The 14,223-nt window shown below is 60.5% G+C and carries 13 protein-coding genes; 8 read left to right on the top strand and 5 right to left on the bottom strand.

From position 1 onward, the window contains the following. Positions 1-327: 327 nt before the first annotated feature. The 6 genes from B723_RS04475 to B723_RS04450 all read left to right on the top strand — a co-directional run bounded on the left by B723_RS04475 (position 328) and on the right by B723_RS04450 (position 8,038). Complete coding sequence (locus B723_RS04475) at positions 328-2,361, top strand: ABC transporter permease subunit (protein WP_193393012.1); 2,034 nt, start codon at positions 328-330, stop codon at positions 2,359-2,361. A gap of 15 nt (positions 2,362-2,376) precedes the next feature. Further along, positions 2,377-4,047, top strand: coding sequence for a phosphate ABC transporter permease PstA (pstA, locus tag B723_RS04470; RefSeq protein ID WP_017341557.1), 1,671 nt, complete (start codon positions 2,377-2,379; stop codon positions 4,045-4,047). A gap of 145 nt (positions 4,048-4,192) precedes the next feature. Next, positions 4,193-5,026, top strand: a complete 834-nt coding sequence (pstB, locus tag B723_RS04465; protein ID WP_017341556.1) for a phosphate ABC transporter ATP-binding protein PstB — start codon at positions 4,193-4,195, stop codon at positions 5,024-5,026. Positions 5,027-5,097: 71 nt separating this feature from the next. After that, positions 5,098-5,859, top strand: a complete 762-nt coding sequence (gene phoU / locus B723_RS04460) for a phosphate signaling complex protein PhoU (protein ID WP_017341555.1) — start codon at positions 5,098-5,100, stop codon at positions 5,857-5,859. Positions 5,860-6,026: 167 nt separating this feature from the next. Continuing rightward, positions 6,027-6,935 (top strand): response regulator, encoded by a 909-nt coding sequence (locus B723_RS04455; protein ID WP_017341554.1) that lies wholly within the window; start codon positions 6,027-6,029, stop codon positions 6,933-6,935. A 206-nt stretch (positions 6,936-7,141) separates the two neighbouring features. Next, the gene (locus B723_RS04450) at positions 7,142-8,038 is read left to right on the top strand and encodes a peptidoglycan DD-metalloendopeptidase family protein (protein ID WP_017341553.1); all 897 of its coding nucleotides are present in this window, start codon (positions 7,142-7,144) and stop codon (positions 8,036-8,038) included. Positions 8,039-8,204: 166 nt separating this feature from the next. Here the strand turns inward: B723_RS04450 and B723_RS04445 are convergent, their stop codons facing one another. The 3 genes from B723_RS04445 to phoB all read right to left on the bottom strand — a co-directional run bounded on the left by B723_RS04445 (position 8,205) and on the right by phoB (position 11,726). After that, complete coding sequence (locus tag B723_RS04445) at positions 8,205-9,545, bottom strand: hemolysin family protein (RefSeq protein WP_017341552.1); 1,341 nt, start codon at positions 9,543-9,545, stop codon at positions 8,205-8,207. A gap of 123 nt (positions 9,546-9,668) precedes the next feature. Beyond that, entirely contained in the window at positions 9,669-10,955 is a 1,287-nt protein-coding gene (phoR, locus tag B723_RS04440; RefSeq protein ID WP_238588334.1) for a phosphate regulon sensor histidine kinase PhoR, read from the bottom strand. 81 nt (positions 10,956-11,036) lie between these two features. Then, positions 11,037-11,726, bottom strand: a complete 690-nt coding sequence (gene phoB, locus B723_RS04435; protein ID WP_007896474.1) for a phosphate regulon transcriptional regulator PhoB — start codon at positions 11,724-11,726, stop codon at positions 11,037-11,039. Positions 11,727-11,879: 153 nt separating this feature from the next. Between phoB and B723_RS04430 the strand changes: the two genes are divergently transcribed. Then, complete coding sequence (locus B723_RS04430; RefSeq protein WP_017341550.1) at positions 11,880-12,272, top strand: COG4315 family predicted lipoprotein; 393 nt, start codon at positions 11,880-11,882, stop codon at positions 12,270-12,272. 125 nt (positions 12,273-12,397) lie between these two features. On the opposite strand, the gene ubiA is transcribed toward B723_RS04430, so the two are convergent. Together ubiA and B723_RS04420 are read right to left on the bottom strand one after the other, a co-directional pair. After that, positions 12,398-13,288, bottom strand: coding sequence for a 4-hydroxybenzoate octaprenyltransferase (ubiA, locus tag B723_RS04425; protein ID WP_017341549.1), 891 nt, complete (start codon positions 13,286-13,288; stop codon positions 12,398-12,400). Then, on the bottom strand, positions 13,288-13,839 hold the full coding sequence (locus tag B723_RS04420) for a chorismate--pyruvate lyase family protein (RefSeq protein ID WP_017341548.1): 552 nt from the start codon (positions 13,837-13,839) through the stop codon (positions 13,288-13,290). Before B723_RS04420 ends, ubiA begins: the two co-directional genes overlap by 1 nt. Positions 13,840-14,040: 201 nt before the next feature. Here B723_RS04420 and B723_RS04415 point away from each other — a divergent pair, with 201 nt between their 5' ends. Continuing rightward, on the top strand, positions 14,041-14,208 hold the full coding sequence (locus B723_RS04415) for a rubredoxin (RefSeq protein WP_007954349.1): 168 nt from the start codon (positions 14,041-14,043) through the stop codon (positions 14,206-14,208). Positions 14,209-14,223: the final 15 nt, after the last annotated feature.

Raw genomic sequence — 14,223 nt, 5'->3', positions numbered from 1 at the left:
CCAGTTCCCGCTGGCGGCGGATTTGCTGCGTCACTGCATTGTCATCTTTCTGTCATACAGGATCGCTAGGGTGTGCGCATGAATGATCTGGCCAATTCCACCATGACTACAAATCCCCCCAAGCGAATTGATTTCAATACGCCTGAATTGCAACGCAAGCGTCGCATCCGCGCGCTCAAGGATCGCCTGACCCGCTGGTACGTCCTCGTGGGCGGCCTTGCCGTTCTTGGCGCGATCACGTTGATCTTCTTCTTCCTCGCCTACGTTGTCTTCCCCCTGTTCCAGGGTGCCGACCTGACTGCCAAGGAATCCATCACGCCCGCCTGGATGCAAGACGCCGGCAAGCCGTTGATGATCTCTCTGGAAGAGCAGAACCAGGTCGCCATGCGAGTTTCCGACAAAGGGCAGGCGCTGTTTTTTGACATCGACAGTGGCGCTGAACTCAAGCGCGTCGATCTGCCGATCCCGGCCGGCACCACCGTGACCTCCATCGGCGAAGACCAGCCCGGCCATCCGCTGGTCGCGGTAGGTCTGTCCAACGGTCAGGCGCTGGTGTTCCGTCACACCTATAAAGTCAGCTATCCGGATGGCAAGAAAACCATCTCGCCGGCGATCGAATACCCGTACGGCGAAACGCCGATCGCGCTGAACGAAGCGGGCGGTGCGCTGGAGCACGTCAGCCTCAACGCCACGGATTCGACCCTGATGCTGGTCGGTTCCACCGGTTCGCAACTCAATGTGCTCTCGCTGACCAGCGAAGAAAACATGATGACCGGCGAAGTCACCAACGAGCAGAAGCGCATCGAGCTGCCGCAAATGACCGAGCCGGTGAAGAACATCTTCGTCGACCCGCGTCAGCAGTGGCTGTATGTGATTAACGGCCGTGCGCAAGCCGACGTGTTCAGCTTGCGCGACAAGAGCCTCAATGGTCGCTACAAATTGCTCGAAAACGGCGATGCCGAAATTACCGCCAGCACCCAACTGGTGGGCGGTATCTCGCTGATCCTCGGCGACTCCAAGGGTGGTCTGGCCCAGTGGTTCATGGCCCGCGATCCGGATGGTGAGCTGCGCCTGAAGCAGATTCGCACCTTCCAGATGGGCACCACGCCGATTGTTGAAATCACCGCCGAAGAACGTCGCAAAGGCTTCATTGCCCTCGACGCCTCCGGCAAGCTTGGCGTGTTCCACAGTACCGCGCACCGCACCTTGCTGGTGGATCAGGTCGTCGATGGCCAAGGCCTTTTCGGTCTGTCACCACGGGCCAACCGCATCATCGTGGAGCAGGGTGGCAAGCTGCAACCGCTGCTGCTCGACAACCCGCACCCGGAAGTTTCGTGGAGCGCGCTGTGGAGCAAGGTCTGGTACGAGAACTACGACGAGCCTAAATACGTCTGGCAATCGACCGCCGCCAACACCGATTTCGAACCCAAGCTGAGCCTGTCGCCGCTGACCTTCGGCACCCTGAAAGCCGCGTTCTACGCCATGCTGCTGGCCGCTCCACTGGCCGTCGCTGCGGCGATCTACACCGCATACTTCATGGCCCCGGGCATGCGTCGCAAGGTCAAGCCGGTGATCGAGCTGATGGAAGCGATGCCGACGGTGATCCTCGGTTTCTTCGCCGGCCTGTTCCTCGCGCCTTATGTAGAAGGGCATTTGCCGGGCATTTTCAGCCTGCTGATGCTCTTGCCGATCGGCATCCTGGTGGCCGGCTTCGTCTTCAGTCGCCTGCCTGAGTCCATCCGCCTGAAAGTGCCGGATGGCTGGGAGAGTGCGATTCTGATCCCGGTGATCCTGTTTGTGGGCTGGCTCTCGCTGTACATGAGCCCGTTCATGGAGAACTGGTTCTTCGGCGGCGACATGCGCATGTGGATCTCCCACGACCTGGGCATCACCTACGACCAGCGCAACGCACTGGTGGTCGGTCTGGCCATGGGCTTCGCGGTGATCCCGAACATCTACTCCATTGCCGAAGACGCCGTGTTCAGCGTGCCTCGCGGCCTGACCCTCGGTTCCCTGGCGCTCGGTGCCACGCCGTGGCAGACCATGACGCGGGTGGTGATCCTCACCGCCAGCCCGGGCATCTTCTCGGCGCTGATGATCGGCATGGGCCGTGCGGTCGGTGAAACCATGATCGTACTGATGGCCACCGGCAACACCCCGGTCATGGAAATGAACCTGTTCGAAGGTCTGCGTACGCTGGCGGCCAACGTCGCGGTGGAAATGCCCGAATCGGAAGTCGGCGGCAGCCACTACCGCGTGCTGTTCCTCTCGGCGCTGGTGCTGCTGTTGTTCACCTTCGTCATGAACACCCTCGCAGAACTGATTCGTCAGCGTCTGCGCAAGAAATACTCGTCGCTTTAAGAAAGGTAGAAGTCTGTGAAACAGAACTCCCTGAATGGATGGTTCAAGAGCGGCGCCCCCGGCGTCTGGATCAGCGGTGGCGCGGTGTCCATTGCGGTCATCATGACCATTGGCCTGCTCGCGGTGATTGCCGTGCGTGGCCTGGGTCACTTCTGGCCGGCGGATTTGATTCACGCCAGCTACGACGTGCCCGGCCAGGCCAATCACCTGGTCATCGGCGAAATCGTGCAGAAAGAAGAAGTGCCGCGCGAACGCCTGAAAAGCGCTGGCCTGCCGGTGCCCGATGAGGGCCCGGAGTTCATGACCCGCGAGCTGATCAAGGTCGGCAACCGTGACCTGAACGGCAACGACTTCACCTGGATCGTCGGCGAGTGGCTGACTAACCAAACCACTCCGCCAGAACTCATGGCTATCGAGCGTCGCGAGTGGGGCAATTTCTACGGCTATCTGGTCAACGTCAAACAGGAAGGCAAAGTCATTGCTGAAGGCGAAGCCGCGTGGCCTGAGTTGCAGGCTCGCGTTGCCCGCGTCAACGAGCTCGCCGCACAGCTCAAGACCCTGGAAAAAGTCGACATCGGCGCGATCAACGCCGGCCTCGAACGCATCCGCCTGCACGGTCGCAAGCTCGAGCTGAACGGCACCCTTGACGCCGCTGCACAAGCGGACATGGAATCCGACCGCGCCGAGCTGAACGCCCGTTATCAGGACGTCGAAGCACGTCTTGCCGACCTGCACGCCCAGTTCAACCGTGACAGCCTGACGGCCCGCGATGCCAACGGCAAAGAAGTCGTGATCGACATCGGCAAAGTGGTTCACGCCTACCAGCCGAACGCCATGGGCACGATGACCAAGATCGGCTTCTACTTCAGCAAGGTCTGGGAATTCCTCAGCGACGACCCGCGTGAAGCGAACACCGAAGGCGGGATCTTCCCGGCGATTTTCGGCACCGTGATGATGACCCTGATCATGGCGATGATCGTGACCCCGTTCGGTGTACTGGCAGCGGTTTACCTGCGCGAATACGCCAAGCAGAACGCACTGACCCGGATTATCCGTATCGCCGTGAACAACCTGGCGGGCGTTCCGGCCATCGTTTACGGCGTGTTCGGCCTGGGCTTCTTCGTTTATGTGCTGGGCGGCTCGGTCGACCGGTTGTTCTTCCCTGAAGCGCTGCCGGCACCGACCTTCGGTACGCCGGGTCTGCTCTGGGCTTCCCTGACCCTGGCATTGCTGGCGGTGCCGGTGGTGATCGTGGCCACTGAAGAAGGCCTGGCGCGGATTCCTCGCACCGTGCGTGAAGGCTCGCTGGCCCTCGGCGCGACCAAGGCGGAAACCTTGTGGAAGATCGTGCTGCCGATGGCCAGCCCGGCCATGATGACCGGCATGATCCTCGCCGTGGCTCGCGCCGCCGGTGAAGTGGCGCCGCTGATGCTGGTGGGTGTGGTGAAACTGGCACCGTCGCTGCCGCTGGATGGCAACTACCCGTACCTTCACCTTGACCAGAAGATCATGCACCTGGGCTTCCATATTTATGACGTCGGCTTCCAGAGCCCGAACGTCGAAGCCGCACGACCGCTGGTGTACGCCACGGCGCTGCTGCTGGTACTGGTGATTGCGACATTGAACCTGTCGGCCGTTTATATCCGCAACCATCTGCGCGAAAAATACAAAGCGCTGGATAGCTGATTTGCAGCATTGATTTCTATATGTGGGAGCCAGCCTGCTGGCGATTCAGGCACTGCGGTTTAACTCTGATACCGCGGTGATGCCTTCGCCAGCCGGCTGGCTCCCACAAAAACCGAACCGAATTTGTCAGCACAGGGAGCCTCCCATGCAGCACGAAGCACATACCCACGGCATCAACATGTCTGCCCTGGGCCGCGACAAGCAGAGCCTGAGCCTGGCGCAGGAAACCGTGGCCATCGAAGTGCCGGGCCTGAGCCTGTTCTACGGCGACAAACAAGCGCTGTTCGACGTCAGCATGAACATCCCGAAACAGCGCGTGACCGCCTTCATCGGCCCGTCCGGCTGCGGCAAGTCCACGCTGCTGCGCACCTTCAACCGCATGAACGATCTGGTTGACGGCTGCCGCGTAGAAGGCGAAATCAACCTCTACGGCAATAACATCTACCGCAAGGGCGAAGACGTGGCCGAGCTGCGCCGTCGCGTCGGCATGGTGTTCCAGAAGCCGAACCCGTTCCCGAAAACCATCTACGAGAACGTGGTTTACGGTCTGCGCATCCAGGGCATCAACAAGAAGCGCATTCTTGACGAAGCCGTCGAGTGGGCGTTGAAAGGCGCGGCACTGTGGGACGAAGTCAAAGACCGTCTGCACGAATCGGCACTCGGCCTGTCCGGTGGTCAGCAACAACGTCTGGTGATCGCGCGCACCATCGCCGTGGAGCCGGAAGTGCTGCTGCTCGACGAACCGTGCTCGGCACTCGACCCGATCTCGACGCTGAAAGTCGAAGAGCTGATCTACGAACTGAAATCGAAGTTCACCATCGTCATCGTGACCCACAACATGCAACAGGCCGCACGGGTTTCCGACTACACGGCGTTCATGTACATGGGCAAACTGGTGGAATTCGGCGATACCGACACCCTGTTCACCAATCCGGCGAAGAAGCAGACCGAAGACTACATCACCGGTCGTTACGGCTAGGAAGCTGTGGTTGCTCACTGAACTGACGCTGCGGCCCACCGCACCTTACCGGACGCTCCAAGGACGCCAACATGATTAGTAAAGAAGGCCTTACCCATCACATCTCCGCACAGTTCAACGCCGAGCTGGAGGAAGTGCGCAGCCACCTCCTGGCCATGGGCGGGCTGGTCGAGAAGCAGGTCAACGACGCGGTGACCGCGCTGATCGAGGCCGACTCCGGCCTGGCCCAGCAGGTTCGCGAGATCGATGACCAGATCAACCAGATGGAACGCAACATCGACGAAGAATGCCTGCGCATTCTGGCCCGTCGTCAGCCGGCAGCGTCCGACTTGCGTCTGATCATCAGCATCTCCAAGTCGGTGATCGACCTTGAGCGCATTGGCGACGAATCGACCAAGATCGCCCGCCGCGCCATCCAGTTGTGCGAGGAAGGCGAGGCCCCGCGCGGTTACGTTGAAGTCCGCCACATCGGCGACCAGGTGCGCAACATGGTGCGTGACGCACTGGACGCGTTTGCCCGCTTCGACGCCGACCTGGCGTTGTCGGTGGCGCAGTACGACAAGATCATCGACCGCGAATACAAGACCGCCCTGCGTGAGCTCGCCACCTACATGATGGAAGACCCGCGCTCTATCTCGCGGGTTCTGAGCATCATCTGGGTGCTGCGCTCGCTGGAACGGATCGGCGACCACGCGCGCAATATCTCCGAGCTGGTGATTTACCTGGTGCGCGGCACCGATGTGCGTCACCTGGGCCTCAAGCGCATGAAGCAAGAAGTTGAAGGCACAAGTGGCGAAACCGCTAATGTTCCGGGCGAAGTTGACGATAAGTAAGATTGCCCAAGTAAAGCGCCCGGCCTTTTGGCCGGGCGTTTTTGTTTACGGGCTTACGAATTCGAAGCAGCACCCGCGAACGAAAAGTCCCGGCGTGACTGAAGGTTTTTGGCAATGTGCCATCAGCAAAGCGGTATGCTTGCCGGGATTTTTTTAAGGGGTGATGGATGAGTAAGGTCAGTGTGTTGGTCGTGGACGATGCGTCGTTCATTCGTGACCTGGTGAAAAAGTGCCTGCGCAACTACTTCCCGGGGATCCGGATCGAAGACGCGGTCAACGGCAGGAAGGCTCAGGCCTTGCTGGCACGGGAAGCGTTCGACCTGGTCCTGTGCGACTGGGAAATGCCGGAAATGTCCGGCCTGGAATTGCTGACCTGGTGCCGCGAGCAGGACAACCTCAAGACCATGCCCTTTGTCATGGTGACCAGCCGTGGCGACAAAGAGAACGTCGTCCAGGCGATCCAGGCCGGTGTTTCCGGCTACGTCAGCAAGCCGTTCACCAACGAGCAACTGCTGACCAAGGTCAAGCAGGCGCTGAACAAGGTCGGCAAGCTCGATACCTTGATGAACAGCGCGCCGACCAAAATGAACTCGGCGTTCGGCAACGATTCGTTGAGCGCGTTGACCGGCGGCAAGGCGGAAGTGGTCGCGGCGGCCCCCGCCCCGGTTGCTGCGCCATCCCGAGGTCTGCTCAACAGCCCGCCCGTCAAGGCTCCGGTTGCTGCCGCTGCAGCCTCCGGCGGTCGTGGGCAAGGTCAGCTGCGCCTGCCGAACGGCATTCAGCCATGCGTTATCAAGGCCTTGAGCCTCAAGGAAGCGCTGCTGGTCGTGAAACGCACCGATGCGCTGCCGCAAGTGCTCGACAGCGCCGTGCTTGACATGGAGCAGGGTGACAACGCTGAAGTCGCCCGCCTGAACGGTTACCTGCACGCTATCGTCGCTCATGAGCAGAAACCCGACAGCGAATGGCTGCAGTTGACGTTCCGCTTTGTCGATCAGGACGCGCAGAAACTGGATTACATCTCACGTTTGATAGCACGTGGTACGGCGCAGAAGCATTTCGTACCCGGCGCGTGATCTTCGTCGCCTGACAGTCTGTCTTCGCGAGCAACCCCGCTCCCACATTGGAACGTATTCCCCTGTGGGAGCGGGGTTGCTCGCGAAGGGGCCCTCAAATTTGCCGCACATCCGCTGAACTGCCCATTTTGAAACATCTGCCGACTACCCGGGTCCATTGCAGCTGCTAGGCTCATCCCCAGGCCTTACTCGACAGAATCCTGCCCATGCTTGCGCGCCTGCTGTTTTTCTGTGGTCTGTCCATGGCGTCCACTTTGGCCATGGCCATGACCATCTACAAATCCACCGATGCCAATGGCGTGGTCTCCTATAGCGACCGCCCCACGAAGGGCTCCCAGGTGTTCACGTTTCGTGATCGCATGGTCGAACACCTCGAGCGTCAGGTGTACCTCGTTATCACGAAGAAGAAGGGCGTGGACAGCGTTTACGTGCGCAATGACCTGTATGCGCCGGTAGAGATCGAGCTGAGTTTCGCCGGGCTGCAAAACGTCAGTGGTGCGCCGAGCCGGCCGATTCGCCGGGTCATGCCGGCGCGCAGCAGCATTCGTCTGGCGCTGCTCACGGCGACGAAAGCGGAGATGCCGCTGGCATACACTCCCAAATTCGAATACTCCCTGGGCGACCCCTCAGGGGCTGCCATGGCCTATCGATACCCGTTCCCCTGGCGTGGCGGACCGTTTCGGCTCAGTCAGGGCAACAATGGACAGTACAGCCACTTTGGTCCAAGAAATCGCTACGCCATGGACATTGCCATGCCCGTAGGCACGCCGATCGTCGCGGCGCGAGGCGGGGTGGTGGTGAAAACCGAGAATGCCCAGACCGGGCGCGGCAACGATCCGTCGGGCAACTTCGTGCGGATATTGCACGATGACGGCACGATGGGCGTTTACCTGCACCTCAAGCAAGGGTCGGTAAGCGTTCGCGAAGGGCAGCGGGTGTCGGTGGGCAGTCCGCTGGCGCTGTCGGGCAATACCGGCAACAGCAGCGGGCCGCACCTGCATTTCGTGGTACAGCGCAATACCGGGTTGGGGCTGGTGTCGATTCCGTACCAGTTCAATCAACCGGTGGGGGCGCTGCCCAACTTTGCGTTGGGCAAGCAGTGAAGGTGATGGCGATCCACTGTGGCGAGGGCGCTTGCTCCCGCTCGGCTGCGCAGCAGTCGTAAACCGGTGAATGCGGTGTGCCTGGAGGATCGCGGTTGCAGGATGTTGGGCCGCTTCGCAGCCCGGCGGGAGCAAGCGCCCTCGCCACAAAAATCCCTGCCGACAATTAATCCAGCATCAACACCTTGGCCAAAATGATCTTCGGCCCTTTCATCTTCTTGATGATGATCCGCAGGCCTTCGACCTCCAACACTTCCTCCTCTTCCGGCACCCGTTTCAGGGTTTCGTAGACCAGCCCGGCGAGGGTTTCGGCTTCGACGTGATCCAGATCGATGCCCAGCAGGCGTTCGACCTTGAACAGAGGCGTATCACCGCGCACCAGCAGCTTGCCCGGCTGATACGCGAGGATCCCGCGCTCAGCCTTGCGGTGTTCGTCCTGAATGTCGCCGACCAGCACTTCCAGCACGTCTTCCATGGTCAGGTAGCCGATGATGTTGCCGTCGGCCTCTTCGACCAGGGCGAAGTGCGAACCGCCTTTGCGGAACTGCTCCAGCAACTGCGACAGCGGCATGTGCCGCGACACACGCTCCAGCGGCCGGGTCAGTTCGGCCAGGTTGAACGACTCGGGAATGTGGTCCAGGGCCGCCAGTTCCAGCAACAGGTCCTTGATGTGCAGCAGGCCGACGAACTCCTGGCGATCGCTGTCGTACACCGGATAACGGCTGAACTTGTGGCGACGGAACATCGCCAGGATTTCCTTGAGCGGTGCGTTGAACTCCAGCGTTACCAGGTCTTCGCGGGAGTTGGCCCAGTCGACCACTTCCAGTTCGCCCATTTCCACAGCGGAGGCGAGTACGCGCATGCCTTGGTCGCTCGGGTCCTGGCCACGGCTGGAGTGCAGGATCAGTTTCAGTTCTTCACGGCTGTAATGGTGCTCGTGATGGGGGCCGGGCTCACCCTGGCCGGCGATCCGCAGAATCGTGTTGGCGCTGGCATTGAGCAGGTAAATCGCCGGGTACATCGCCCAATAGAACAGGTACAGGGGCACGGCGGTCCACAGCGACAGCAACTCGGGTTTACGGATGGCCCAGGATTTCGGGGCCAGTTCGCCGACCACGATGTGCAGGTACGAGATGACGAAGAAGGCAGCGAAGAACGACACGCCTTTGATCACCTCGGGTGACTGCACGCCGACGGCTTCAAGGATCGGTTCGAGGATGTGCGCGAACGCCGGTTCACCGACCCAGCCGAGGCCGAGGGAGGCGAGGGTGATACCCAGTTGGCACGCCGACAGGTAGGCATCGAGCTGACTGTGCACGGTGCGCAGGATGTGCCCGCGCCAGCCGTTTTTCTCAGCGATGGCCTCGACCCGGGTCGAGCGCAGTTTGACCATGGCAAATTCCGCCGCAACGAAAAAGCCGTTGAGCAAAACCAGGATCAGAGCAAAAAGAATCATGCCGAAATCGGCGAAGAGTGTCGCGAGGGTCAAGCCAGGGGAAGGGTCCATGATGGAGTTTTGCGGGTTCCGTGTATTCGAAAGGAAAGAAAAAAGTGCACCTGAAAGGCAGGCACAAGTCAGCCAATGTAGCGGCTGACTTGTCGATTGCCTAGTGGCGAGTGCCGGTCGGTATCAATCGGCCGTGCTGATAAGTCGTGTTTTGGTGACTTGGGCCGGCGCGAAATGGCAGGTAAACGTACTGCCGTGGCCCGGTACGCTGCTGATTTCCATCCGTGCGCGGTGGCGCAGCAACACGTGTTTGACGATCGCCAACCCGAGCCCGGTGCCACCGGTGTTGGAATTGCGGCTGGAGTCGACACGGTAGAAACGTTCGGTCAGGCGCGGCAGGTGTTTGCTGTCGATGCCGATGCCGGAGTCCTGAACGCTCAGGTGCGCGCCTTGTTCGTCTCCCCACCAGCGAATACGGATATTGCCTTCGGCCGGGGTGTACTTCACCGCATTGAACACCAGGTTGGAAAACGCGCTGCGCAGTTCGGCTTCGCTGCCCTTGAGCTGAATCGTCGGGTCGGCTTCGAGGGTGATGTGCTGATTTTTTTGCCCGGACAGTTGCTGGGCGTCGCCCTTGATCGATTGCAGCAAGCCGTCGATGGCCACGGGCTGGTTGTCCGACGGGTAATCGGTGGCTTCCAGTTTGGCCAGCAGCAGCAAATCGTTGAGCAGCGTCTGCATGCGCCCGCCCTGTTGCTGCATTTGCTGCAACGCACGGCTCCAGCGCGGGTTCACGTCCTCGACATTGTCGAGCAGGGTTTCCAGGTAGCCGCAGATTACCGTCAACGGCGTGCGCAATTCGTGGGAGACGTTGGCGATGAAGTCCTTGCGCATCTGCTCCAGCTGATGGATGCGCGTCACGTCGCGCACCAGCATCAAGTGTTCGTTGTTGCCGTAGCGGGTGATGTACAGCTGAATGCGCAGGCGATCGTTGATCGGCGACGGGATTTCCAGCGGTTCGGCATAGCTGTCCTGCTCGAAATATTCCTTGAAGCGCGGATGGCGCACCAGGTTGGTCACCGGTTGTCCGCTGTCTTGCGGGGTCTTGAGACCGAGCAGGGTTTCCGCCGCGCGGTTCCACCATTCGAGGTTGCCGTCGGTGTCGAGCATGATCACCGCGTCTTTCAGCGCGGCGGTGGATTCCTGAACCCGGTCGATCACCGCTTGCAGGCGCCCGCGCACGCGTTGGTCGCGGCGTTGCAGGTGGTAGATGCTGTCGAACACCTCTCCCCACAGGCCATAGCCATCGGGCGGTGCTTCATCGGGTTTGTGCAGGCGCAGCCACTCGTGCAGACGCAGCAATTGCTTGAGGGTCCAGGCCAGGTAAAGGCCCAGGCCCGCGGCGAGACTCCAGCCGTAGTAGCCGGTGATCAGGCCGACCACCAGGCAGGCGGTGACCAGTAGCAGCATGTGGCGAATCAGGGTGCCATGCCAGTTTTGGTTCACTTGAACGCGCGTCCTTGTCAGCTTGTCGGGCGGGAAAGGTCCGGATCAGGCTTTGGTAGAAAAGCGGTAACCGGTGCCGCGCACGGTTTGTACCAGATTTTCGTAGGCATCGCCGAGGGCTTTGCGCAGGCGACGGATGTGCACGTCGACGGTGCGTTCCTCGACATACACGTTGCCGCCCCAGACCTGATCCAGCAACTGGCCACGGGTGTAGGCGCGTTCCTGGTGGGTCATGAAAAATTGCAGCAAGCGGTATTCGGTCGGGCCCATCTCGGCCGGTTTGCCGTCGATGGTCACGCGATGACTGATCGGGTCCAGCAGCAGGCCGCCGACTTCGATCGGTGCCTCGCCATCGGTAGGCCCGGCACGGCGCAGCACAGCCTTCAGGCGTGCGACCAGCTCACGTGGGGAAAAGGGTTTGGTGATGTAGTCGTCGGCGCCGACTTCCAGGCCCTGGATCTTGTTGTCCTCTTCGCCCTTGGCGGTGAGCATGATGATCGGGATGTCCCCGGTCAGCTCATCGCGCTTCAAACGGCGGGCCAATTCGATGCCGGAGGTGCCGGGCAGCATCCAGTCGAGCAGGATCAGGTCCGGTTTGCGGTCGACGATGATGGCGTGGGCCTGCTGCGAGTTCTCGGCCTCCAGGCAGTCATAGCCGGCCATTTCCAACGCAACGGCGATCATTTCGCGAATGGGCGCTTCGTCGTCGACGATCAGAATGCTCCTGCCAACCATGCCATTAATCCTCTTGTCATTTAACTGTCTTGCGCCGCATTAGATAACGGAATTATTGCAGTCGTGTGACAGTATTTTAGTCGCCCGGCGATTGTCATGATCCTGAACTAAGCTCTAAGTCCGAATCCTGACAACCACAAAAGGAAGGTTTCCATGAAGCAATACTCGCATTCCTTCAAGGCTCTTATGCTGACCGCAGCCCTGGCGTTGCCATCAATGGCCTTCGCGGCTGAACCTGTGATGATGAAAGACGGTGTGATGGCGGACCACAAGGGCATGACCCTGTACACCTTCGACAAGGATACAGGCGGCAAGTCGGTGTGCACCGGCCAGTGCGCGGAAAACTGGCCGCCGTTCAAAGCGGAAGCGGGTGCCAAGGCCGAAGGGGACTGGACGATCGTCAAGCGTGACGATGGCACGATGCAGTGGGCCTACAAGGGCAAGCCGCTGTACTACTTCATGAAAGACACGAAACCGGGGCAAAAGGAAGGTGACAAGATGAAGGACGTCTGGCACGTCATCACCAATTCCGGACCGAAGATGTAGCACCTGTTGACGATTTCTGTGGCGAGGGAGCTTGCTCCCGCTGGGCCGCGAAGCGGACCCAAAATCTGCGAGTGCTGCGCACTCGAGCGGGAGCAAGCTCCCTCGCCACAGGGCTTTGTGCTTTATCAGCGGGTCGAGTAATCCAGCACAATCCCGACAAAAATCGCCAACCCGGCCCAGTGGTTGTGCAAAAACGCCTGGAAGCAACGCATCCGGTCCTTGCCGCGGGTGTACCAGAATTCCCACGCAAAACAGCCCGCCGCCGTCAGCAGCCCCAAGTGGAACCAGCCGCCGAGCTCGAATTTCGAACCGGCCAGCAACAAGCAACCCAACGCCAACCCTTGCAGTGCCAGGATGATTACCCGATCCGCGTCGCCAAACAGAATCGCCGTGGATTTCACCCCGATCTTCAAGTCGTCGTCGCGATCCGTCATGGCGTAATACGTGTCGTAGCCCACCGTCCACAGCAGATTAGCGATCCACAGCAACCACGCGGCGGCCGGCAGTTCACCGGTTTCGGCCGTGAACGCCATCGGCATCCCCCAGGAAAACGCCGCGCCCAGCACCACTTGCGGGTAATAGGTGTAGCGCTTCATGAACGGATAAGTGAAGGCCAGCGCCAGGCCACCGAACGACAACCAGACCGTCGCCGCGTTGGTGCACAACACCAGCAGGAAACTCACGCCCATCAGCAATGCAAAGAACACCAGCGCTTCTTTGGAGCTGATCTTGCCGCTCGGCAGCGGGCGCTGTTCGGTACGCTTCACATGGCCATCGACCTTTCGATCCGCCCAATCGTTGATCACGCAGCCACCGGCGCGGGTCAGCACCACGCCAAGGACGAAAATGACGATATTGGCCAGCGACGGCGAACCTTTGCCGGCAATCCACAGCGCCCACAGCGTCGGCCACAGCAGCAGGTAAATGCCGATCGGCTTGTCCATGCGCGTCAACTGAATGAAATCCCAGGCCCGAGGGTTCAAGCGGTTCAGGGACTTGAGCAGGCTCTGGTACATCAGCAGGTCTCCGGATGGGCGCGGGCGGCGAGCCACAAGGTCGGCAGGAAAATCTCCGCCACCAGCACGCTCAAGGCGCCACGGTCGAAGCGTGAACGCCGGCCCCACAGTTCGGGTGCCCGGCACTCGATCGGCAGCCATTCCTGAGGATAGTGACAAACCTCGATGGCGCGACGCTGAAATGCCTGATCACAGAACAGCAATTCGCCCAGCGAGCGGCTGCCCAGTTCGTCCATGTGCAAACCGTCGCCCTGCAACGCGCTACGTGCCGCCACACTGCGGGCAAACACCCAGGCTTCGCCGTGCCCGCGCAAATACACCTCGCGCACCCAGCCTTCGCTGCCTTCGGCCAGATCCAGCGCGGCACATTCGTCGGCGCGCAGCGGTTGCCAGCCTTCGAACAATGGCGTGACGCTGAAACCGTCATTCGACAGGCGGATCAGCCGTCGGGTCAGCGAGCCTTCGTCGAACAGCCAGTCGAGGGTAGAAGCGTCGGGCAGGGGCGCGAGTTGGCTTTGGGGAAGCCAGAACGGAGGTTTTGAGTGCGGCACAGTGAGTCATTATTGGCAGCAAATGAGGCGGCGAGCTTACCATGTCACTCGGCGATTTTGATTGAACCGGCGCGCCATTGCGCCGAACAGGCTTGCATCTGCCGGGCCCGATCAGTACAAAACGCCCTGAGCCGAACGGCAACGCTGCAATCATCGACCGTTCGCGCCGGCAATAAGCCTGAATCCTGAGGAAGTACCTGAATGAAAAAGTGGCAATGTGTGGTCTGCGGCCTGATCTATAACGAAGCCGACGGCTGGCCGGATGACGGCATTGCGCCGGGCACCCTGTGGCAAGACGTGCCGGAAGACTGGCTGTGCCCGGACTGCGGCGTTGGCAAGATGGATTTCGAAATGATCGAAATCAACTAAGGCATTTGAGAGGAG

It is taken from the genome of Pseudomonas fluorescens NCIMB 11764, assembly GCF_000293885.2.
Taxonomy (GTDB): domain Bacteria; phylum Pseudomonadota; class Gammaproteobacteria; order Pseudomonadales; family Pseudomonadaceae; genus Aquipseudomonas; species Aquipseudomonas fluorescens_B.
Note: the sequence above shows the minus strand (reverse complement) of the source record. Positions and strands in the feature narration are given on the sequence as shown.